This is a genomic window from Cryptosporangium sp. NPDC048952, assembly GCF_043197895.1.
In the GTDB taxonomy this organism is placed as follows: Bacteria; Actinomycetota; Actinomycetes; order Mycobacteriales; family Cryptosporangiaceae; genus Cryptosporangium.
Map to the genome: position 1 here is coordinate 663,358 of NZ_JBICTY010000002.1, position 21,371 is coordinate 684,728.

Genomic DNA, 21,371 nt, shown 5'->3' on the forward strand with positions numbered 1-21,371 from the left:
AGGGCACTCTCGAGTGCCTTCTTACCGTCGTCCACCGACATTTCTAGCGTGACCGGCATGAGAGCTGCAGCCGTCACCCAGTTCGGCGGACCCGACATCCTCGAGATCGTCGACGTGCCGCGCCCGGCACCCGGTCCCGGGCAGGCCCTGGTTCGCGTCGCCGCCGGAGCGGTCAACCGCATCGACCTGTCCACCCGCAGCGGCGCTCTCGCCCAGGCCGGCCTGCTGGCACCGGCGGACCGCTACTGGCTCGGCTGGGACGTGGCGGGAACCGTCGAGGAGGTCGGCCCTGGCGTGACCCGGTTCGCGCCGGGCGACCCGATCATCGGCCTGCGTGACGTCCTGTCCGCTCCCGGCACGCACGCCGAGTACGTCGTCCTCGACGAGACGGCGCTGGCCCCGGCGCCGACGAGCGTGCCGCTCACGACGGCGTCCACGCTCCCGCTGATCGGCTTGACGGCCGACCGGTCGCTGACGTTGACCGGCCTGCGCGCCGGTCAGACGCTGCTGGTCACCGGCGCCGCCGGTGGCGTCGGCGGGCTGCTGCTGGAACTGGCCAGGTTGCGCGGCATCCGGACCGTCGCGGTGGCCGACGCCGAGGTGCCCGCGGATCACGTCGTCCGGCGCACGGAACCCCTGCCCGCCGCCGTCCGGGCCGTGGTCCCCGGCGGTGTCGACGCCGTCGTCGACGCGGCCGTGATCGGCGTCCCCGCGCACGAGGCGCTGCGTGGCGGTGGCACGTTCGTCGCTCTCGTCGCGCCGTTCGCCCCGCCGCCGCTGCGCGCGACCCGCGTCGTCGTCCAGGAGGTCTTCGCCGACGGCACCCGGCTGACCGAGCTGTCCGCGCTGGTCGACGCCGGTCAGCTCACGCTGCGCGTGGCCGGCACGTTCCCGCTGGACACGATCGCCGACGCCCACGAGCGCCTCGCCGCGGGCGGCCTCCGCGGCCGTCTCGTGCTCACCCCGTGACGCCTGGTAAATTCGGTCCCCTCACTTCTCGTGAAGGAACGAAGCCTATGTTCTCGGCGCCCCGCAGCGGTCGCCGCCGGTTCTGATACCGGATCAGGCGGCCCGATGGTCGCGGCTTCTGTGTGCCGCGTGAACCCATCCGCCTTCGCCAGTGAGGTCAGTTCACCAGTGGGCATCAACGTCCAGAGTTTTGCGGTCACCAACCTCCGTCGTCGTCCTGTGGCCCTCGAGGCCGCCGGGTTCGTCGTCGGGCTGGAACCGACCGATCCCAGCCCTTTCCTCAACTACGCCACGCCACTACCCGACGCTCAGCCGACGCCGAACGACGTCACGATGCTGATCGCCGCGTTCCGCGAACGCGGCCTACAACCCCGGCTCGAATTCGCCCCCGACGCGGCCCCGGACGTCGAACCGGCACTGCGCACCGCCGGTTTCACGACCGAGGCCGAGCACCAGTACCTGGCGTGCACACCGCCGAACCTGAAAGTCCCAACCGGGAACCACGTCGAAACACCACACACCGACGAGGAGTACACCCAGATCGACGCCACCCTCTCCGAAGCGTTCGGCGGCGAGTTCACCGCCTCCCCGCAGGGAGCGGCCCGCCTGAAACGCCAGCAGGAGAACGGCGGGTTCGTGCGGTTCGTCCGCGCACCCGACGGCACCTGCGCCGGCGCCGCAGGCTGCTCCGCCCCGGCCGAAGGCACCGCGGAACTGGCCGGCGTCGGCACACGCCCGCGGTACCGGGGTCGCGGCATCGCCGCATCGGTCACCGCGGCGCTCACCGAGGCCGCGTTCGGTGCCGGCGCGGAGTCCGTCTGGCTCGAATACGGCGGTGACGGCTCCCGACGCGTCTACGAACGCGTCGGCTACCGCGTAGCCGGCAGGCGGCTGTATCTGTCGCTGCCCAGCTAGGGAGTCGGTACCCGGCCACTCACAGTGGCCGGGTACTGACGATCCGCGGCCGCGACCACCACAGCGACAGCCCCACCCCGGTGAACACCAGAACCACGGCCACCAGCACGAACCACACAGTGATCTCGACGTCCTCGCGCTGCAGCCCGATCTGGCTGGGCAGGTCGTTGAGAACATCGGCGAGCTGATCGGCGTCCGCGGCCTTGAAGTACCGGCCGCCGGTCAGGTCGGCGACCTGAGTCAGCGCCGCCTCGTCGATCTGCTGGATCCGACGCCCGCCACCGCGCGGCCCGCCACCCCAGTTGCCGCCGGTGAGATCGCCGGACACCTGCTCGGGTGTGCACACCATCGGCGCGGGCTCGGTGGACCCGAATCCGATCGTGAACACCCGCACGCGCCGGGCGGCGGCCTGCTCGGCCGCGGTCACCGGATCGACGCCCTGGGTGTTCGAACCGTCGGTGAGCACGACGATCGAGTCGGGCTCGTAGTCGCCCATCGGCGCCGGCGTGGCCCCACCCGGCGGCACCGCGCTGTCGCCCAGGTTCACCCCGCTGGCCGCCACGTCGGGGTTGATCTCCGCGATCGCGTCGATCGACGTCAGAATGGCCTGTCCGATCGCGGTACCCCGCGCGGTCGTGAGCCCGTCGATGGCCTTGATCAGCGCATCCTGGTCCGTGGTGGGCGCCACCAGCAGACCGGCGATGCCGGAGAACGCGACCAGCCCGATCCGGGTGCCGTTGTCCTGCGACCGGATGAACTGACGGGCGGCGTCACTCGCGACCGCCAGCCGGTTGGGCGCCACATCGGTCGTGCACATCGACCCGGACACGTCGATCGCGAGCAGGATCGTGCTCTGGTCGGTCGGCACGTTCACCGACGCCTGGGGACGCGTCAGCCCCGTACCGAGCACGAGCAGGCCGGCGAGGAACAGGATCAGCGGGATCCGGCGCCGCCACGCCGACCGCCCCGGTAACGCCGCCTTGATCAGCGCGACGCTGGACACCTGGATCGCGGTGCGCTTCCGCCGCCGGTTGAACCACCATCGGGCGAGCAGCAGCAGCGGCACCGCCAGCAGCGCGAGCAGCGCCCACGGCCAGTGCAGCGACATCAGACGATCCTTCCGTGCCAGCGGGTCATCAGTAGCGCGCCGAGCAGCAGGAACACCAGCGCGGCGCCCGCCACCGGAGCCGTCAGCTCGAGCGGCTCCTCCTTGCTCGTCAGGCGCAGATCGATTTCACCAGCGGCATCCGACAGTTCTGACCTGTCGGAAGCCTGGTGGTACGACCCGCCCGTGGTCTTCGCGATCGAGGTCAGCTGGGCCTCGTCCAGCTTCGTGGCGAGTTGGTACCCGTCGACAGCGACCGTCGCGCCCTGCGTCGTGCCGACCCCGACGGTCTGGATCCGCACGCCTGCGGTGGCCGCGAGGTCGGCGGCGGCCTGCACGTCCGCGCCACCAGTCTCCTCACCGTCGCTGAACAGCACGATCGTCGCCGACGGCCAGTAGCCGAGGTCCTGCGCCGGCGCCCCCTCGGCCGGGAGCGACACCTGCTTGTCGGTGATCGTCGACAGCGACGACAGGATCGCCTGCCCCAGCGACGTCCCTCCGGTACCGCCGACCCGCTTGATCGCGGCGAGCGCGACGTTGTGGTCGTCGGTCGGCTCCTGCGTGGTGAGGGCCTGGTCGCCGAACACGACCACACCGATGTCCACCGAGCTCGGCTGCGCCTCCACGAACGACGTCGCCGCCTCCCGCGCGGCCGCGAGCCGGTTCGGTTTCAGGTCGTCGGCCTTCATGCTGTTCGACGCGTCGAACACCAGCATCACCGTGCCGGCGACCCGGGGCACGACCACCGTCGCCTCCGGACGCGCCAGCCCGACCAGCAACAACGGCAAAGCCAACAGCAAGAACACATACGGCAGATGTCGACGTAATGCCGCGCGCCGAGACGAGCCGGCCAGCCCTGCGGCGGTCAGGGCAGCGGTGCGCCGACGCTGCAACAGGACGTACCCGGCGATCGCCGCCGCGGTGATCACCACCGCGACGATCAGGGCAAGCGGGTAGTGGAGGCTCATCGGCGCACCTGCCGGGAGCGGTGCACGAGCCCGACCAGCGCGGGCACGAACTCCTCGTCCGTACTGATCCGGTGCGCGGCGACGCCACCGCGCTCCAGCCCCTCGGTGACCGCGTCCTCGCGCGCCTGCGCTTCCGCGCCGAGCCGGCGCTGCAGCAGCGGATCGCTGGTGTCGACGAGCAACTGCTCGCCGGTCTCCGCGTCCTGCACCAGGATCAATCCGACGTCGGGCAGCGCGGACTCGACGGGATCGGCGACGCGCACCGCGACGACCTCGTGCCGATGGACCAGCCTCGCGAGCGAACGCTCCCAGCCGGGCTCGCCGATGAAGTCCGACAGCACGAACACCAGGCCGCGCCGCTGGGACGTCGTCGAGGCGGCGAGCCGCAGCATGGCGTCCAGATCGGTGGTTGTCGTACTGCTGGTCTCGGCCCGCGAGAGCTCCCGGGCGAGCCGCAGCACCTGGTTGCGACCCGACCGCGGCGGGACGATCTGATGCGCACCGTTGTCGTAGAGGATCGCGCCGACCCGGTTGCCGCCCTTGACCATCAACTGGGCCAGGCTCAGCGCCAAGTTCGTGGTCAGCGACTCCTTGCCCGTCTCTGCGTTGCCGACCCGCATCGACCCCGACGTGTCGACGACCAGCCACGCGGTGAGCTCACGGTCCTCGGTGTACTGCCGCACGAACGGCTCGTCGAGACGTGCTGTGACGTTCCAGTCGATGTGCCGGACGTCGTCCTCGGGCGTGTAGGCACGAAGGTCGCTGAAATCGATGCCGGTGCCGCGCCACACGGTGCGGTAGGCACCCTGCAGGCGGCCGTCGAGGCGACGGCCGACCTTCCATTCCAAGCGGCGGACCAAGCGCTCCGGCGCGGTAGCCATCAGCCGCCCCGACCGGCCGGCTCCGGCACCTTCAACGCACCGAGGATGCCGCTGAGCACGGAGTCGGCGGTGACGTCGTCGGACAGGGCTTCGTAGGAGAGCACGAGACGGTGGCGCAGCACGTCGAGGGCGAGGTCGGTGACGTCCTCGGGCACGACGTAGTCGCGTCCGCGCAGGTAGGCGAGCGCCCGGGCGCCGAGCACCAGGCTGATCGAGGCGCGCGGGCTGGCGCCGTAGGTGATGTAGCGGCCGAGGTCACCCTTGCCGACCCGTGCGGGGTCACGTGTCGCGGCCGAGAGCCGCACCGAGTACTCGATCAGCGCCGGGTCGACGTAGACCTGATCGGCTTCGCGCTGCATCGCGACGAGGCGCTCCGGGTCGATGATCGCCTGGATCGCGGCGCCGGCGGCGAGGGCCCGCTCGACGATCACGAACTCCTCGGTCTCGCTCGGGTAGCCGACGAGAACCTTCATCATGAACCGGTCGACCTGAGCCTCGGGCAGTGGATACGTGCCCTCGGACTCGATCGGGTTCTGCGTCGCCATGACCAGGAACGGCTCCGGGACGCTGAACGTCTCCCGACCGATCGTGACCTGCTGCTCCTGCATGACCTCGAGCAGCGCGCTCTGCACCTTGGCGGGGGCGCGGTTGATCTCGTCGGCGAGCAGGAGGTTGGTGAAGACCGGCCCGAGCGACACCTGGAACTCGCCGGTGGGCTGGTGGTAAACACGGGTGCCGAGGATGTCGGCCGGCACGAGGTCGGGCGTGAACTGCACGCGGTGGAACTGCCCGCCGATCGCTTCGGCGAGCGACTTCACCGCGAGCGTCTTCGCCAGGCCGGGGACGCCCTCGACGAGGATGTGGCCTCGCGCGAGCAACGCGACGAGCAACCGTTCGAGCAGGATGTCCTGGCCGACGATCGTCTTCTTGACCTCGTAGAGGACCTGCTCGTTCGGGCTTCCCGTGGAGGAGCTGGTGCCGCCACCGTTCCAGTTCAACATTGTTCTCTTCTCTAGAGTGGTGGCTGCCGACCGTCGCCCTCGCCGGCGCCCAGCGCGGCACCGATCGGGACGGCGAACCCGACGCCGATGAACGTGCCGGCGTCGGTGGGGTTGGCCAGCGCGACGACGATGCCGATCACCTGGCCCTGGGCGTTGAGGAGGGGGCCGCCGGAGCTGCCCGGGTTGACCGCGGCGTCGAACTGGATCAGTTTTTCCAGCGGAGCGGCCCCGGCGCGCGCGATCGTGCGGTTCAGGCCCGACACGACGCCGGTCGTCGTGGTGTCGACCAGCCCGAGCGGGTTGCCGATCGCGACGACGTCGTCCCCGATCGCGGGGCCGCCGCCGAGCGTGGCCGGCACGACGACGTCCGGCAGTGTCTCCGGGACGAGTACCGCGATGTCGATCGAGGGGTCGGAGTCGGCGACGGTGGCCGGTGACTTCGTGCCGTCGGCGAACGTCACGGTGACGGCACGGGCGCCCTCGACGACGTGGAACGCGGTGAGGATCGTGCCGTTGGCGTTCGCGATGACGCCGGTGCCGAGCGAGGAGCTCAAGGCTTTCGTGCGGCCGCCGCCGGTGCTCTGGATGAGTACCACGGAGGGCGCGAGGGTCTGGAACACCTCGGACGTGGTGAGCGATTCGCTCGGCGACGGTGAGGGCGAGGGCGCGGCGGCGACCGGTGCGGGGTCACTGCCACCGCGGACGACGACGAACGCGGTGAGCACGATCGCCCATAACGCGGCGAGAACAATCAGTAACCGGCGGCCGCGCTTCCTCGGCGCGGGCGTCTCACTTTCGTCACCCACGTTGAGCACTCAACAATCCTAGGCAAGGCGCCGACATGTCTGACCCTCTCTCAAAGTAAGAATCAGCTGTGCGGACGGTTAACTCACACCATATTTCAGGTCGAGGCGGCGATCCGGGCGGATCGCTGCGTTCCCCATGCGCCGAGTGGTCGCAGCGCCTCGTTCAGTGACCGACCGTCATCGGTCAGCGAGTACTCGACGCGGGGCGGCACCTCGCGGTAGACCTCCCGGTGGACGAGGCCGTCCTCTTCCATCTCGCGCAGGTGCTGGATCAGCATCTTCTCGCTGACGCCAGGCAAGCCCCGTTTGAGCTCGCCGAACCGTCGCGTGCCGTAGTTGTCGAGCTCCCAGAGGATCAACGACTTCCACTTTCCCGAGACGACGTCCATCGCCGCGTCGATGCCGCAGATGTAGGGGCCGCGCCGGGGCTTCGAAGCCATGACCTCGATCCTTACTGTCCGGTGAGTAGTGAACTAAATAGTAGGTACTTGTCGTCCGGTGCGTGCCGAGCCAAGGATTTGTCCCATGGGGACAACATTCCTGGGACAGGGAGCGATGGGCAGCGCACTCGCTGCCACCACATCGGCCGCGGGCGAGCCGGTCACGGTCTGGAACCGCACCGCGGGGCGGACCCGCCGCATGGCCGGGGCCAGCGCGGCCGAGACCGTGGCCGAGGCGATCGCCGGCTCGATCATCGGCGGCTTCCTGCAGGGCGCGGCGATGCTCAGAACGTCGGCCACCGAGTTCGCCGCTCGCCAGGCACCGTTCCTCGCCGCGATGACCGACCAGCTCGCCGGCTACGCGGCGACCGTCGACGCCCGCGACTACGAGGGCCCCGACCAGCAGTCGCTCCGGTTCACCGCGACCGCGCTCGCGCCCGTACGCGAACTCGTCCGACGCCAGATCGACGCCGGTTACGGCGACCATGGCACGGCCCGCGCTTACGAATCGCTCAGGAGTCTTCGATGAACGTCACCGTGATCGGACTGGGCCCGATGGGCCGAGCGATGGCATCGTCCCTGGATCGCGCCGGACACACGGTGACCGTGTGGAATCGCACGCCGTCCCGGGCCGACGGGCTCGCAGCGCGCCTCGTCGCCACTCCGGCCGAGGCGGTCGCGGCGAGCGAGCTGGTCATCCTGAGCCTCACCGACTATCCGGCGATGTACTCGATCCTCGACGGGGTCACCGACTTCGCCGGAAAGACGCTGGTCAACCTCAGCTCCGACACCCCGGACGCCTCCCGCGACGCCGCCGCCCGCTACCCGCGGTTCCTCACCGGCGGCGTCATGGTGCCCGCACCGGTCGTCGGTACGCCGGGCGCTTCGGTGCTCTACAGCGGCTCGCAGGCGTTGTTCGGCCGCTACGAGCCGGTGCTGCGCGTGATCGGCGCGCCGACCTGGCTCGGCGAGGATCCCGGCCTCGCGCAGCTCTTCTACCAGGCGTACCTGGACGTCTTCCTCACGTCGCTGTCGAGCCTGCTGCACGCGACCGCCCTCGTCACCGCGTCCGGGGTGCCGGCGGACCGATTCCTGCCGAGTGCGCTGGAATTCGTCACGCAGATCCCGGTCATGATCGGCGACGGGGCCGAGATCGCCCGGCGGCTCGAGGCCGGTGAGCACCCCGGGGCGCTGAGCACGGCCCGGATGATGGGCGCGACCGCCGACCACATCGTGCGCACCGCGAAGGCGTCCGGCGTCGACCCGGGTCTCGCCGAGGCGGTGAAGTCGCAGTACGACCGCGCGATCGACGCCGGCCACGGGAGCGACGACTGGACGGCACTGTACGAGGTGATCCGCGCAAAATAGTTTGAGGAACAGACAACCCCCGAGACGGCGCCCTTCGTCCATCCGGGCGAAGGAGGTGCCGATGCAACGACGAACGCTGGACGCAGAGTTCGCCGGCTTCGTGGAAAAACACCGCGTCGACCTGGTGCGAACCGCCCGGCTGCTCAGCAGCGGGGACCCGCACCGGGCCGAAGACCTGGTGCAGACCGCGCTGGTCCGGGCCTACACGGCCTGGAACCGGGTCCGGAACAGCGACTACCCGGTCGCCTACGTCCGGAGAAGCATCGTCAACGCGCACATCGACGAGAGTCGTCGACCGTGGTGGCGCCGGGAACGCTCGATGGCCCTGCCACCGGATGTTCCGGTCCATTTCGCCGACGACGATCTCGGGGAGGCGGTGCGAAGCGCGCTCGCATCGTTACCCCCGAAGATGCGCGCGGTCGTCGTGCTCCGGCACTGGCTCGACCTGAGCGTCGAGCAGACCGCCGACTGGCTCGGCTGCACCGAGGGCACCGTCAAATCGCAGAACGCGAAGGCGGTCGCCAAGCTGCGGCACCTCCTCACCCCAGAAGGGCAGACCACCCGATGAACGACATCAAGCGCCTGCTCGCCGCAGCTGTGAACGAGGAGTCCACACCCATGACGTTTGACCCGAGCGACGACGTCGCCCGTGGCCGCCGGCACGTCGCGCGCCGCCGTACCGCACTGGTGAGCGGAGTGGCCGCAGCCGCTCTGCTCGTTGGCGGCGGTGCCGTCCTGATCACGTCGAGCCTCCCCGGCGGCGACGAGAACACCCGCACCAACCCGGCGGTGATGCGGCAGACCGGAGGCCCCGCCGCCGAGGAGACCAGCGGAGTCGGGCCGCCCGTCGAGGTCAAGGAGGTCACGCTCGTGGCCTACACCGGCAAGCAGCCCAAGGGCTACAAAGTGACGCAGGTGCCCGACGGCTGGGAGATCCAGGGCGGCACGGAGTCGTCGCTGGTGATCGCACCGAAGGGCGCCGCGGACCAGGACCCCAACTCGTTCGTCGACAAGATCGCCGTGCTCTCGACGTCGTCCGACGCGCCGCCGGAGTCACTGACCGAGGGCAAGAAGGTGCCCGTCGGCGACGGCGTCGGGTATTACCGGCTGGCCCCCAGCCAGATCCTGACGTACCAGGACACCACCTCCGGCCGGTGGGTGGACATCCAGGTCCCGGAGCAGCTGCACTGGGACGCCGCCCGCATCGGCGAGTTCGCGGCCGGCGTCACAGTGGTCGGCGGTGCCGGCGACTCACACGGCTGAGCGCAGGTACTCCACCGACCAGCGCCGGTCGAAGAGCGTCGGGTCCCCGGCGTCGTCGGCGCGCAGTTTCCCGATGAGCCGCACGTAACCGTCGAGGTCCAGGTCGCGCACCAGCGTCAGCAGCTCGGCCGCCTCGCCGGTGACCGGCTCGACCGGTTCCACGAACCGGTCGTAGAGCTCGACGACCTGCTTCACCATCGCGAGGTGCCGGGCGCCCGGGTCGACCGACGGGAAGTTCGTCGCGGCGAAGTCCTCGGTGAACACGATCGGTTCCACCGCGAGTGTCCCGGCACCGTAGCGCTGCGCCAGGTGAATGAGCAGTTCGACGTCGAACGTCTCGTTGAACGACGTCATCTCTGCCAGCACCGGGCGCAGCGCCGCAGCGTCGAACACCTTGAAGCCGGCCTGGGTGTCGAGCACGTGGGCCAGCGACGGGATCAGCAGCGCCCGGACGTAGTGCCGGAACAGGACGATGAGCTTGTCGGGCTTGTCACCGGTGCTCTGCGGCTCGACCGACGGGCCGTCGGGCTTGACCAGCACGGCTCCCTCGACGCCGTACCGCTGGCCGAGCGTGGCGACGGATCCGTCCACTATGGGGGCGATGAGCGAGCCGAGCTGGGCGAGGTTCGCCGAGAGGTCGGCGTCGGTGTAGGCGACGACGTGCGTGTGCTCGGGACCGGCGTCCACGGCGGTCGCCAGCGCCGCGAGGATCGACCCGCCCTTGCGGGACTGGTCGGTCGACGTCAGCTTCGCGAACTCGGGGCTGATCGGGGTGCCGAGCAGATCCGCGAGCTTGATGACCCGCACGCTGCGGTGCCCGGTCGACGGGTAGCCCTCGGCCTCGATGATGCCGGCCATCACGTCGGCACTGGACGGCTCGTCCGGACACCCGTCGTCACAGGCCAGGATGCTCCAGGTGACGTCCGGCAGGCCTTCGGTGAGCCAGTCGAGCTGGCGCACCTTGGCACGCACGAAGTCCTCGCCGTGCGGGTGCTCCGAGCGCGGCACGATCCGCCCGGTCTCGCCGTACATCGCCCACACGACAGTGAGGTGCACGGGGCCGGTGACGGCGCGCAACCGTTCCCGCGACCGGGCCACCGCGGCGGCCTCCGCGGCCACGGCCGGACCGTAGTTACCAGTGCCCGTCAGAACGGCTTCGTTCTGGTCGGAATCGGTCAGATCGCGCGCCAGCGCCGAAGTCTGCTCCACGCCGAGTGATCGTAGGGCCACCCGATCGGCGCCGGGGGGCCGCCCCGCCCGTGGCCGTACCGCGCAGCTGCAGCGCGGCGCGGCCACGACTGGAGGCTGGCTACTTCCCCGCGGCGTGCAACGCGGCGATGTAGCCGAACGTCATCGTGTTGGAGATGCTGGCGCCGGCGCCGGGGTAGGTGCGGCCCATGACGGTCGCGGCCATGTTGCCGGTCACGTACAGGCCCGGGATCGGCGCATCCGCCTCGTCCAGCGCCCGGCCGAACTCGTCGGTGATGACGCCACCGATCGTGCCGACGTCACCCGGGTAGATCTGCGTCGCGTAGAACGGCGGGGTGTCGACCGGACCGAGGGCCTGGTTGGGCTTGTTGCCCGGGTCGCCGAGCACCCGGTTGTACTGCGACTCCCCCCGCCCGAAGTCCGGGTCCTCCCCCTGCGCCGCGTGGACGTTGAACCGACCCACTGTCGCGACCAACGCCTCGGGGTCCACCTCGATCTGAGCCGCCAGCTCCTGCAGCGTCGCCGCGCGCTTCAGCATGCCGCTGGTCACCAACTCCTCGGGCATCCGCCCGGGTAAGACGGACGCGAACTTGCGCAGCGTCGGCAGGCCACGCGCCCACGGGTACCGCTTGCGGAACGCGTCGTCGAAGATCAGCCAGGCCGGTACCGCGTCGTTCGCGTACATCGCCTTGCCGACCTCCAGATAGGAGTTCGACTCGTTCACGAACCGCTTGCCGTGCTGGTTGACGAACATCGCGTGCGGATACTGCCGGCCGAGTGCCACGGCCGTGCCGGCGAGTTCCATCCGCGGGTTCGGCAGCCACACCGCGTCGTCCATGTAGTCGGTTTTGGCGCCCACCGCGATCGCGGCCGCGAGCACCTCACCGGTGTTGCCCGGGTTGGCCATCGTCCACTGGCCGTCGTTGGGCTGGGTGTCGGCGCTGTACTTCTTGCGCATCTCGGGGTTGCGCTCGAAGCCGCCGGCCGCCAGCAGCACACCCTTCGTGCCCCGGACCAGCACCTGCTCGCCGTTGCGTACCGCCCGGACGCCGACGACGCGTCCACCCTCGACGACCAGGTCCTCGACGCCGGTGTTGAGCCAGATCGGCACTCCGGCCCCCACCAGGATCTTCGTGATCTGGCCGACCAGCGACATGCCGTTGGTGAACAGGTCGCGCTTGCGCAGGCGCCCCAGGTAGGTACGGGTGCCGACGCGCACTGTGCTGCGCAGCGAGTGGAACGAACGCGTCCACGTCGGCAGGTCGCGGACCTCGTTGGTCTTGACGGCCATGCCCATGCCCTTGCCCATGCCAGGGATGACCTTGTGCTGCCACTCGCCGAGCTGCCGCCCGTCCCACGGGATGCCCTCGACGGAGCGTCCGCGTTCGCTGCCGCCCTTGCGGCTCGAGTAGTAGTCCGAGTAGCCCTCACAGCGCACGAGTTTGACGCCCTTGCGCTGCAGCAGCGTGATCATCTCGGGGCCGCTGGTGAGGAACGCCTTGCGCCGCTCGAGGGACGAGCCCTGGTCGGGCGGGCCGATGACCGACTCGAAGTAGGTGAGGCCCTGCTCGAACGAGTCCGGGACGCGCTCGGCACGCATCAGCGGATTGTTCGGCATCCACATGATGCCGCCCGACATGCCGGTGGAACCGCCGACGTGCGCTTGCTTCTCGATGACAACCGGCTTCAAACCGGCCTCATGGGCGGCGAGCGCGGCGACCAGCCCACCCCCACCACTTCCGACGATCACGAAATCGAACGACTCATCCCGCGTAGCCATGCCTCATCCCCATCGATGGTCGGAAGCAGCAGAATGGTTCGAAGTTTAGACATCGATCTATATGCAAGTCACTAGGCGGCTGCTTTCAGGTGTCGTTCGACTGCGGCGGCCAGTCCGTCGACGCCTTCCTGCACCGTGCGGCGATATCCGACGAAGAAGTGGTTCGCTGCCGGAACCGCCCAGGCTCCGCGCTGCGCGATGTTGAAGACGCGATAGATCATGCGCGTAGGGCCGGCGTCGTCGGATGCGCTGATCTCACCGCGGTACCACCAGTGCCCCTGAAACCCGACGACGCCCGGCGCGTGGTCGACGTCCACGTAGGAGCGCGCGTCCGGAGAGGCGAAGAACGCATCGAGGACCCACTCGTCGTCGATCAGCGCCCTGACCCGCGCGAGCGACGCTCGCACCGGGGCCGACGCCTCGAACAGCAGCTTCATTTCCCGTCCTCCTCGATCAGTCGGTCGATGTCCGCCGGGTCCGGCGGCTCGGGCGACCAGGTGAGCCGACCGCGCTCCAGGTCGTCGATCAGATTGCTCACAAACGTTTGTTCCGCTCGCAGGCGGCTCACCTCGTACTCGGCTTCGAGCCCCAGCACCCGAGGCAGCTCCGCCGGAAACGCTTCGGCAGACGCCGAGCGACGCGCCAGCGCATCGCGGCGGCGCTGCAGCGCGGCGGCCACCGTGGCCGGCGGCAGGCATCCCGCGAAGCTGAGCGCCGGGACGAACAGCGTCGAGTTGGCCTCGGGCTCGGCGAGGAGCCGCTCGACCCACTCGTGCAGCCGACTCTCCCCCGCCGCCGTGAGCCGGTAGACGGTGCGCTCCGGCCGCGGCCCGTCGCGAACCGTGTCGACGATCTCCACGTATCCGCCGGTCAGGAGCCTCTCGACCGCGTGGTAGACGCTGCGCGGCAACCCCGTGACGTAGTCCTTGTGGGTGCGTTCGATCAGGCGGTGCATCTCGTAGGTGTGCCGCGGCCCAGTCAGCAGCAGGCCCAGCACGGTCAGCGCCGTGACGTCGCGATCGGCTTTTGTTAGTGCAGTTGGCACTAGTGCAGTTTGCACTAAGACGAAGAATTCGGCCAGGCGTTCACGGGAGTGGCAGTGGTGATCCCTAAGGTGAGGCGCATGCTGAGCTCGTCGAAGACCCGGGCCGCGCTCTCCAACTCGGCGCGGATCTCGATGCAGGTGCTCCTACTTCTCCTCATGACCACTGTCGCGCTCTGGATCCTGGGCAAGGCCTGGTCGATCCTCTGGCCGCTCGTAGTGGCGCTGCTGATCACCACGCTGACCTGGCCGCCGACCCGGTTCCTGCGCAAACACCACTGGCATCCGGCGTTGGCCGCGACGACCGTCACGCTCGGGTTCCTGCTGGTCGCCGTCGGGACGATCGTGGGGATCGTGCTTCCGGTGGCCGCCCAGTCGGGCGAGCTGGCCGACGGGATCGTCGACGGTGTCGGGCGACTGCGTGACTGGGCCTCCGGGCCGCCGCTGAACATCAGTGACGACCAGATCAGCAAGGCGCTCGACACGGTGACCTCGCGGGTGCAGGACAGCGCGGGCAGTATCGCCAGCGGTGCGCTCACCGGGGTCAGCGTGATCACCAACGGGCTGATCACCGTCGTCCTGGCTCTGTTCCTGATGTTCTTCTTCTTGAAGGACGGGCCGAAGTTCCTGCCGTGGATGCAGCGCCAGCTGCCGGGCCGGCTGGCTACCGACATCCCGACCGTGGCCGCGCGGTCCTGGTTGACGCTGGGCTCGTTCGTGCGGTCGCAGGCGGCGGTTGGCCTGCTCGATGCGATCTGTATCGGGATCGGACTGTGGATCGTGGGCGTGCCGCTGGTTCTGCCGCTCGCGGTGTTGACGTTCGTGGCGGCGTTCATCCCGATCGTCGGTGCGGTGTTCGCCGGGTTCGTCGCGGTGGTGATCGCGTTGGTCTTCAACGGACTGACCGATGCACTGATCGTGCTGGCGATCATCCTGCTGGTGCAGCAGTTGGAGGGGAACATCTTCCAGCCGATGCTGCAGAGTCGGGGCCTCGGGTTGCACGCCGCGATCGTGTTGCTGGCCGTGACGCTCGGGGGCTCGTTGTTCGGGATCGTCGGGAGCTTGCTGGCGGTGCCGGTCGCGGCGATCATCGCGGTGATCTGGAACTACATCCGCGAACAGCTCAGTGACCCCGATCCGGACGCCGAACCCAATGCGGAACCGGAATCGACCGATCCCCCGCCGGCGCCGGCGTCGGCCGACGAGGCCACCACGGCCGCCGGCGCGGGGCCGATCACCGGCCCGGCCGGCGGAGCCACGCCCGGAGCCGCTCCGGCGTAGCGCGCGGCCCCGCGGCAGTAGCCGGGCGACCCCCGCGGCAGTAGCCGGGCGACCCCCGCGGCAGTAGCCGGGCGACCCCCGCGGCGGTAGCCGGGGGGCGCCGCTCGGAGCCCGCGCGCCGCCACTGCAGCGATAGCTGGGCGGAGGCACCGCGTTAGAGCGGCATCGCACTGGGTAGCCAATTCACTGCGGAGCGCAACCGGGGCGTCCCGCTCGTTGATCGGTGACGCCCCCACTGGGGCGTCCCTGCGGAAGGAGCAGGTATGACCCAGTCACCGCCCGCCAAGGCCCCCGAGGTCATCGTGTCCGAGGACACCCAGACGCCAGAAGCCACGACCACCACCAAGAAGCGCGGCCTCGGCAAGGCCGCAGGCGTCGCCGGCGCTGCCGCACTCGCTGTCGCGACCGCGGTAGTGCGCCGGAAACGCCGCAAGCCGGCCACCCCATCCCCGTGGTACCGCCGGTCCACGACCGGCAGCACCACGACCGGCCGCCGGACCACAGCCCGAAGGACGCGCAGGTCCTAGCTCGACCGGCGGCAGAGCCGTTCTCGCCGGGCCCGGTCCGCCGACCGGACCAACGCCCGGCGCCCGGAGGACGGACCGGCCCGCAGAGGCAGCGCGCCGCGCATCCCCGCCGGGTCAGCCCTCGGCGGTGTAGGCCTCGTAGGTGCGTTCGGCGGCGGCCCGGGCTTCGTCCGGGTCGTCGCCGCTCGCGATCGCGGCCTCCGCCCACGCCTCGCTGCTGCGCTTCAGATACGCCTTTCCCTGCGAGGATGCCGCCCACGCCGCCGCGGCAGCCGGGTCCGCGGGCGTGGACGCCGGATCGGCCAGGTAGCTCACCAGGCCCCAGAGCCCCATCTCCCACCCGAGCCCGGTCGCTCCAGGCCCGAACTGCTCCCACAGGTTGTCGTCCACATGCGCGACGTGTTCCAACTCGAACTGCGTGCGCGAATCCCCGAGCGACGTCAGCCGCACGGTGATCCAGCTGACCATCCCGCCATACTCCCACGTCGCCGCGTACGACCGCGGCTTGTCGCACGCGGTGATCGTCCCGCTCGCGTTCCCTTCGAGTTGGTAGTGACCACCTTCCTTCAGCTCACCGCTCACCGGCAGGAACCACCGCGGAATCCGCTCGGCCGACGAAACAGCCTCCCACAGATCGTCGATCCCGGTGTCGTAGACCTGGCTGATCGTCGCGACCTTCGCGGTGCTGCCGTCGACCTCGCGATGGGCCAGGCCCCGGGTGACGGCGTCGATCTGCTCGTTCTCGTTCGGCATCCCAACTCACTCCGCTAGTCGTCGCTGTCGTTTGCCGCGCGCCACCTCGGTGGCCAGCGCGTCGAGGTGCGGTCGCCAGAATCGCCGGAACTGCCCCAGCCAGTCGTCGGCGGCCCGCAGCGCGGTCGCGTCGACGGCATAGAGCCGCCGCGCGCCGTCCGGCCGCACTCTCGCGAACCCGTTCTCACGCAACACCTTCAAGTGCTGGGAGACCGCCGGCTGGGAGATTCCGAACTCCTCCCGGATGACGTCGGTGATCGCGCCGGAGGGCTGCTCGCCATCGGCGAGCAGCTCCAGGATCCGGCGCCGCACCGGGTCACCGAGCACATCGAACGCATGCACCCGGCCACCGTATCAGCGACTGCTTATATAAGCCATCGCTTCCACACTGCGGGGTGCGTGTCGAGCCAGCGCTTCGCGGCCTGGTCCGGCGGCACCTTGCCGACCGTGATGTCCCGCGCGACCGCGTTCTGGTCCGCGTTCGTCCAGGTGAAGTTCTTGATCAGCGACGCCGCGGGGCTCCCCGAGTCGACGAACTTTTTCCGACCGATCTTGTCCAGGTCGTAGGGCTGGTAGTCACACGCGACGGCCTTCGGGTCGGCGTCGCAACCGGGCTTGTACCGCGGGAGCGGGACACGGACCAGGTCCACCTCGGACAGCAACCACTGCGGTTCGTAGAAGTAGCCGATCAGCGGCGTGCGGTTGGCCTCCGCGGCGCGGAACGCGCTGATCAGCTTGTCCTCACTGCCGGTGTACTTCACGGTGAGATCCAGCTTCAGGTTCTTCATCAGCGCGACGTCGTTCGTGACGAACGACGGGTCGCCGTCGAGGAACGTGCCCTGCAGCAGCCCGGCGTACTTGTTGAGGTTCCGCCAGTTCGTGATGTCGGGGTGCGCCGCTGCCAACCACGGCGGCACGTACCAGCCGATGATCCCCTTGTTACCGGTCAGCCCGAGTTCGACGGCGACTTTCCGGTCGTCGATGTACCGCTTCTTGAGGTCGTCGTGGCCCCAGTTCTCCAGGATGACGTCGACCGAACCGGCCGCGATCCCCTGCCAGGACTCGACCTCGGTGAGCTCCTTCTCGATCACCGTGCAGCCGAGTTCCCGTTCGAGCAGGTACCGCACCACGGCGACGTTGGCGCCGTACCCCACCCAGGGGTTGACGGCGATCGTGACCGTGCGGCATTCGGTTTTCGGCACCCCCGGCGGGGCGGACAGAGCGGTGGTCGAACCACACCCCGCCAGAAACAGCACGAGCACCAGAAGCAGCTTCACCACGCCGCACCCGCCAGACGCCGAGCCAACACTTCCTCGGTCAACGCCACCAACACACCCTTCACCGACTCCCGCCGCCGGGCGTCGCACTCGACCATCCGCACCCCCGCGTCGACGCCCAGCGCCTCACGCACCTCGTCCATCTCGAACTTCCGCATCGGCTCGAACACGTTGACGCCGACCACGAACGGCAGCGATCGGTCCTCGAAGAAGTCGATCGTCGCGAAGCAGTCCTCGATCCGGCGCGTGTCGACCAGCACGACTGCGCCGAGCGCTCCCTCGGCGAGGTCGTCCCAGAGGAACGAGAACCGGTCCTGGCCGGGCGTGCCGAACAGGTACAGCAGCAACGCTTCGTCGAGCGTGATGCGCCCGAAGTCCAGTGCGACGGTGGTCGTCGTCTTGCCGCTGACGCCCGTCGTGTCGTCGATGCCGAGGGACCGCTCGGTCATCTCCGCCTCGGTGATCAGCGGCTCGATCTCACTGATCGCGCTGACGAACGTCGTCTTGCCGACGCCGAACCCGCCGGCGACGACGATCTTGACGGCGATCGGTGGTGCGGGTGATCCGCTAGAGCGCCCGAACACGATCTCTGATCCTCCTCATCAAGGCGGGAGACACGTCGGTCAGCGGCTCGTCGATGAGCAGGTGCCCCTCGGTGACGAGGTCGTCGACGAGGATCCGCACGACGGCGAGCGGTGCGCGCAGCGCCGCGGACAGGTCGGCCAGCGACTGCGGGGCCTGGCACAGCTCGACGATCCGGCGCGACTCGAAGCGCAGGGGTGCGGAGAGGGCCTGCGGGGTCGCGTGCAGCTGGGTTTCGATCCGCAGACCGTCGTGACGCGGCTGCGTGCGCCCGCCGGTGAGCACGAACGGGCGCACGAAGCTCTCGTCCGCGCTCATCTCGGTAAGTTCTGGCGGGATTCCGCGATCAGCGCTGGGGTGAGCAGTCCGCCGAAGCGGTCGGCGAGCAGCGAGATCTCGTAACCGACGAGACCGAGGTCGCTGTTGCCGCCGGCGACGACGCCCAGGCAGCTGCCCCCGGCGATCACCGACACCAGCAGGAAGCCGCGTCGCATCTCGATCATGATCAGCTTGAGGCCGTCGAAGTCGTATCGCCGCGACGCGCTGCGCGAGATGCTGGCCAGGCTGGAGACGATCGCCGCCAGCTGGTCGGCTTCAGCGCGGGTGAGCCCGTCGGACGCGGCGATGAGCAGCCCGTCCGACGACACCGCGACCGCGTCGCGGACGCCGTCCGTCCGGTGGACGAAGTTGCCGAGCAGCCAATTGAACTGGTGCCGGTCGGCCGAGGTGTCAACGCTCACTGTCGCTCCTTGAAGTGCCACGCCCGACGCCGTCGCGGAAGGCGGACAGGCGGGCCCGCAGTGCGTCCGGCGATTCCTCGAGCAGCGCGGGCCGCTCGCCCACCGGTGCCGCCACCGCGACCGGCTTCCGTCCCCGCGAGGTCCGTTTCCGCAGCCCGTTGCGCGTCCGCTCCCCTTCGCCCGGGTGCAGCGTCAGCACCTCCGACCGCTGCTCCGGCACCACCGCCGCACTTCCTTCCGCCGCCGGGGCGCCCGCCACGGACCCAGCGCCGGCGTCGGACCGACCGCGGCCTCGTGCGCGGACCACCGCTTCCGCGGTCGCGGCCCGCGCCAGCCGCTCGGCCCGCGACGCCGGCGCCCCGACCAGGGGCGCGGCCTCCAGCGGAGGCGCAGCCGCGAGCGGGGCCGCCGCACCGGGCAGGGGCGGCGGATCGGCGGGGAGGGCGTGGCGGTGGAGCACCGGGGCCACGGCCGGGATGTCGGACAGGAGAGCATTCGGCAGCATCACCCGCGCCGTCACGCCGGTGACCGGGGAAGCCGCCAGCTGCACGCCGATCCCCATCTCCACCGCGAGCCGGCCCACCACGTAATGCCCGAGGAACCGCGCGGGCGCTGTGATGAAGTCCCCTTCACCCCGCAGCCGCTGGTTCGCCCGCTCCAGCTCGGCCCCGCTCAGCCCGACCCCCTGGTCGAACACCGCGATCAGGTACCCGTCGGGTAGCCGCCGCCCATGGATCTCCACCTCGACGTCGGGTGGCGAGAACGACAGACCGTTCTCGATCAGCTCCGCCAGCATGTGCGCGACGCCGCTCACGACCGCGCCGGACACCAGCACCTCGTCGACACGGCGCAACACCACCCGCCGGTACTCCTCCACCTCGCTCACCGCGGCCCGGATCACGTCGGTCACCGGCAACGGCTCCGACCACTGCCGCGGGCTCGCGGCCCCCACCAGCACCAGCAGACTCTCCGCGTTACGCCGCATCCGCGTCGCCAGGTGGTCGAGCTCGAACAGGTTCGCCAGGCCCTCCGGATCGGACTCCTCCCGCTCCAGCCGCGTGATGAACCCGAGCTGGCGACGCAAGAGGTTCTGGTTCCGGCGCCCGAGGTTCGCCAGCGACTCGGCGCTGCTGCGGCGCAACTGCGCCTGCTCGACAGCGAGCGAGTGGGCCGTGTCCTGCACCCGGGTCAGCGCGTTCGCGACCAGGCGCACCTCGTCGGTGGCGTTGTCAGCGATCCCGACGCGCGGCGGCGCCGACGACGATCCCGATGCCGCCTGCCGCACCGCCTCGGGGAGGTCGGTGCCGGCCAGCCGGTTCGCCTCGTCGGCCAGCGCGGCCAAGGGACGCGCGATCGACCTCGACGCGCGCACCGCCAGGTACACCGACCCGATCAGCGCCAGCAGCACCGCGCCGAGCAGCACCCCCATGCGCACTGTGGCCTCGTTGCGCAGCGTGTCGGCGCGGGCCTGGATCACCGAGCCGACGTGTTGCTGCAACTGACGCATGTCGTCGAGCACTGTCGTGAGAGCCGACCACCACGACTGCGGGTTCACCTGCAGGTATCGGCCGTCGCCCGCGTCGAGCGCCAGCTTCTGGAAGTAGACGGCCTCGCGGGCGGCCCCGGTGTCGAACAGGTAGGACAGCCCGCCGCGGGCGCTCGGGTCGGCGCGCTGCACGAACGCTGCTGCGGCGGCGTCCGCGGTGGAACGCATCGTCACGAACTGCAGGAACTCTCCGCTGCGGAAGCCGCCCGCAGAGAACACGCCGTTGAGGAACGCGCGGGCCTGCGCCGTCGATTCCTTGAGGTTTCCGAGCGCTTCCAGCGCTCCGACGGTCCGCCGCAGGGCGGCGTCGGACGAACGTTCCAAGCCCAAGTCGACGTTGATCAGCGCGGCGATCCGGGCGGTGTAGAACGCGAACGTGGGGCCGCGTGCCGCCGCACCGGAATCGGCGCCGGCGCGGACACCGTCGAGTCCGTCGAGTGCGCGCAGCGCGGCGGCGAGTCTGTCGTCGCCGCCGAGGCGGGAGACAGTCGCGCGGCGGGCGTCAACGCGTCTTCGGATCGGGGCCAGTTCGGCGCGGAAGCCCGCGTTGCCGCCGAGGAGGCCGGCGGTCACGCCGCGTTCGGCCTGTAATTCCTGGACGAGGTCTTGGACGGCCAGCTCCAGCGTGACCGCCTCGGACGTCGCGGTCGCCGAGCGGAAGTTGTCGACCTGGACCACCGCGATGACCGAGAGCAGGACGACGACCGCGGCGATCGGTAACGCGAGCGTGCGGACGATCCGCCGGCCGATGGAACCGCCGGAGCGCTCCGACACACGATCAGCTCCCTCATCGACTGTCGCCGTTTTATGGCGCACCCGATGGTGATCAGCGCGGCGGCGCGGATTCATACCCCTGCGAATTCGAAGACGACCGAACGCATAACAACGCCCGGCCCGCTGATGCGGGCCGGGCTAGGG

Annotated in this window: 25 protein-coding genes; 8 read left to right on the forward strand and 17 right to left on the reverse strand. The window is 70.0% G+C overall.

Annotation, left to right across the window (positions count from 1 at the left end; all coding sequences use genetic code 11):
* Positions 1–57: 57 nt before the first annotated feature.
* Positions 58–969 carry an NADP-dependent oxidoreductase gene (locus ACGFY5_RS11210; protein WP_392719456.1) on the forward strand — a complete coding sequence of 304 codons (912 nt, stop codon included), beginning with the start codon at positions 58–60 and terminating at the stop codon, positions 967–969.
* A 168-nt stretch (positions 970–1,137) separates the two neighbouring features.
* Positions 1,138–1,884 (forward strand): GNAT family N-acetyltransferase, encoded by a 747-nt coding sequence (locus tag ACGFY5_RS11215; protein WP_392720470.1) that lies wholly within the window; start codon positions 1,138–1,140, stop codon positions 1,882–1,884.
* Positions 1,885–1,903: 19 nt separating this feature from the next.
* Here the strand turns inward: ACGFY5_RS11215 and ACGFY5_RS11220 are convergent, their stop codons facing one another.
* The 6 genes from ACGFY5_RS11220 to ACGFY5_RS11245 form a co-directional block, all read right to left on the reverse strand.
* The gene (locus ACGFY5_RS11220; protein ID WP_392719457.1) at positions 1,904–2,992 is read right to left on the reverse strand and encodes a VWA domain-containing protein; all 1,089 of its coding nucleotides are present in this window, start codon (positions 2,990–2,992) and stop codon (positions 1,904–1,906) included.
* Positions 2,992–3,957, reverse strand: coding sequence for a VWA domain-containing protein (locus ACGFY5_RS11225; RefSeq protein ID WP_392719458.1), 966 nt, complete (start codon positions 3,955–3,957; stop codon positions 2,992–2,994). The genes ACGFY5_RS11220 and ACGFY5_RS11225 overlap by 1 nt, the downstream gene beginning before the upstream one ends.
* Positions 3,954–4,838, reverse strand: a complete 885-nt coding sequence (locus ACGFY5_RS11230) for a DUF58 domain-containing protein (protein WP_392719459.1) — start codon at positions 4,836–4,838, stop codon at positions 3,954–3,956. Before ACGFY5_RS11230 ends, ACGFY5_RS11225 begins: the two co-directional genes overlap by 4 nt.
* Complete coding sequence (locus tag ACGFY5_RS11235) at positions 4,838–5,839, reverse strand: AAA family ATPase (RefSeq protein ID WP_392719460.1); 1,002 nt, start codon at positions 5,837–5,839, stop codon at positions 4,838–4,840. The genes ACGFY5_RS11230 and ACGFY5_RS11235 overlap by 1 nt, the downstream gene beginning before the upstream one ends.
* Before the next feature lie 11 nt (positions 5,840–5,850).
* On the reverse strand, positions 5,851–6,645 hold the full coding sequence (locus ACGFY5_RS11240) for a S1C family serine protease (protein ID WP_392719461.1): 795 nt from the start codon (positions 6,643–6,645) through the stop codon (positions 5,851–5,853).
* 95 nt (positions 6,646–6,740) lie between these two features.
* Complete coding sequence (locus ACGFY5_RS11245) at positions 6,741–7,085, reverse strand: winged helix-turn-helix transcriptional regulator (protein WP_392719462.1); 345 nt, start codon at positions 7,083–7,085, stop codon at positions 6,741–6,743.
* A gap of 85 nt (positions 7,086–7,170) precedes the next feature.
* Between ACGFY5_RS11245 and ACGFY5_RS11250 the strand changes: the two genes are divergently transcribed.
* The 4 genes from ACGFY5_RS11250 to ACGFY5_RS11265 all read left to right on the forward strand — a co-directional run bounded on the left by ACGFY5_RS11250 (position 7,171) and on the right by ACGFY5_RS11265 (position 9,716).
* Complete coding sequence (locus ACGFY5_RS11250; RefSeq protein WP_392719463.1) at positions 7,171–7,614, forward strand: NAD(P)-binding domain-containing protein; 444 nt, start codon at positions 7,171–7,173, stop codon at positions 7,612–7,614.
* Positions 7,611–8,453 (forward strand): NAD(P)-dependent oxidoreductase, encoded by an 843-nt coding sequence (locus tag ACGFY5_RS11255; protein ID WP_392719464.1) that lies wholly within the window; start codon positions 7,611–7,613, stop codon positions 8,451–8,453. The genes ACGFY5_RS11250 and ACGFY5_RS11255 overlap by 4 nt, the downstream gene beginning before the upstream one ends.
* Positions 8,454–8,514: 61 nt before the next feature.
* Positions 8,515–9,021 carry a SigE family RNA polymerase sigma factor gene (locus tag ACGFY5_RS11260; protein ID WP_392719465.1) on the forward strand — a complete coding sequence of 169 codons (507 nt, stop codon included), beginning with the start codon at positions 8,515–8,517 and terminating at the stop codon, positions 9,019–9,021.
* Entirely contained in the window at positions 9,018–9,716 is a 699-nt protein-coding gene (locus ACGFY5_RS11265) for a hypothetical protein (protein ID WP_392719466.1), read from the forward strand. The genes ACGFY5_RS11260 and ACGFY5_RS11265 overlap by 4 nt, the downstream gene beginning before the upstream one ends.
* Here the strand turns inward: ACGFY5_RS11265 and ACGFY5_RS11270 are convergent.
* From ACGFY5_RS11270 to ACGFY5_RS11285, 4 genes are all read right to left on the reverse strand, one after another.
* Positions 9,705–10,925: a hypothetical protein gene (locus ACGFY5_RS11270; RefSeq protein WP_392719467.1), complete on the reverse strand. Its 1,221-nt coding sequence runs from the start codon at positions 10,923–10,925 to the stop codon at positions 9,705–9,707. The genes ACGFY5_RS11265 and ACGFY5_RS11270 overlap by 12 nt on opposite strands.
* Positions 10,926–11,025: 100 nt before the next feature.
* A complete protein-coding gene (locus tag ACGFY5_RS11275) occupies positions 11,026–12,705 on the reverse strand; it encodes an FAD-binding protein (protein WP_392719468.1) in 1,680 nt (559 codons plus the stop codon).
* A 71-nt stretch (positions 12,706–12,776) separates the two neighbouring features.
* Positions 12,777–13,142: a hypothetical protein gene (locus ACGFY5_RS11280; protein WP_392719469.1), complete on the reverse strand. Its 366-nt coding sequence runs from the start codon at positions 13,140–13,142 to the stop codon at positions 12,777–12,779.
* Entirely contained in the window at positions 13,139–13,750 is a 612-nt protein-coding gene (locus tag ACGFY5_RS11285) for a PadR family transcriptional regulator (protein WP_392719470.1), read from the reverse strand. The genes ACGFY5_RS11280 and ACGFY5_RS11285 overlap by 4 nt, the downstream gene beginning before the upstream one ends.
* Before the next feature lie 78 nt (positions 13,751–13,828).
* On the opposite strand from ACGFY5_RS11285, the gene ACGFY5_RS11290 reads away from it, so the two are divergent.
* Complete coding sequence (locus ACGFY5_RS11290; protein ID WP_392719471.1) at positions 13,829–15,028, forward strand: AI-2E family transporter; 1,200 nt, start codon at positions 13,829–13,831, stop codon at positions 15,026–15,028.
* A 263-nt stretch (positions 15,029–15,291) separates the two neighbouring features.
* Positions 15,292–15,555, forward strand: a complete 264-nt coding sequence (locus ACGFY5_RS11295; RefSeq protein ID WP_392719472.1) for a hypothetical protein — start codon at positions 15,292–15,294, stop codon at positions 15,553–15,555.
* A 114-nt stretch (positions 15,556–15,669) separates the two neighbouring features.
* On the opposite strand, the gene ACGFY5_RS11300 is transcribed toward ACGFY5_RS11295, so the two are convergent.
* Genes ACGFY5_RS11300 through ACGFY5_RS11330 form a run of 7 tightly spaced genes read right to left on the reverse strand, consistent with a single transcriptional unit; the run spans position 15,670 to position 21,227 of the window.
* Positions 15,670–16,308 carry an SRPBCC family protein gene (locus tag ACGFY5_RS11300; RefSeq protein WP_392719473.1) on the reverse strand — a complete coding sequence of 213 codons (639 nt, stop codon included), beginning with the start codon at positions 16,306–16,308 and terminating at the stop codon, positions 15,670–15,672.
* 6 nt (positions 16,309–16,314) lie between these two features.
* Positions 16,315–16,650 (reverse strand): ArsR/SmtB family transcription factor, encoded by a 336-nt coding sequence (locus ACGFY5_RS11305; RefSeq protein WP_392719474.1) that lies wholly within the window; start codon positions 16,648–16,650, stop codon positions 16,315–16,317.
* Positions 16,651–16,673: 23 nt separating this feature from the next.
* Complete coding sequence (locus tag ACGFY5_RS11310) at positions 16,674–17,579, reverse strand: ABC transporter substrate-binding protein (protein ID WP_392720471.1); 906 nt, start codon at positions 17,577–17,579, stop codon at positions 16,674–16,676.
* Positions 17,580–17,581: 2 nt separating this feature from the next.
* Positions 17,582–18,169, reverse strand: a complete 588-nt coding sequence (locus ACGFY5_RS11315; protein ID WP_392719475.1) for an ATP/GTP-binding protein — start codon at positions 18,167–18,169, stop codon at positions 17,582–17,584.
* The gene (locus tag ACGFY5_RS11320; protein ID WP_392719476.1) at positions 18,153–18,485 is read right to left on the reverse strand and encodes a DUF742 domain-containing protein; all 333 of its coding nucleotides are present in this window, start codon (positions 18,483–18,485) and stop codon (positions 18,153–18,155) included. Before ACGFY5_RS11320 ends, ACGFY5_RS11315 begins: the two co-directional genes overlap by 17 nt.
* Positions 18,482–18,907 (reverse strand): roadblock/LC7 domain-containing protein, encoded by a 426-nt coding sequence (locus tag ACGFY5_RS11325; RefSeq protein ID WP_392719477.1) that lies wholly within the window; start codon positions 18,905–18,907, stop codon positions 18,482–18,484. The genes ACGFY5_RS11320 and ACGFY5_RS11325 overlap by 4 nt, the downstream gene beginning before the upstream one ends.
* Entirely contained in the window at positions 18,897–21,227 is a 2,331-nt protein-coding gene (locus ACGFY5_RS11330) for a nitrate- and nitrite sensing domain-containing protein (protein ID WP_392719478.1), read from the reverse strand. Before ACGFY5_RS11330 ends, ACGFY5_RS11325 begins: the two co-directional genes overlap by 11 nt.
* Positions 21,228–21,371 lie beyond the last annotated feature (144 nt).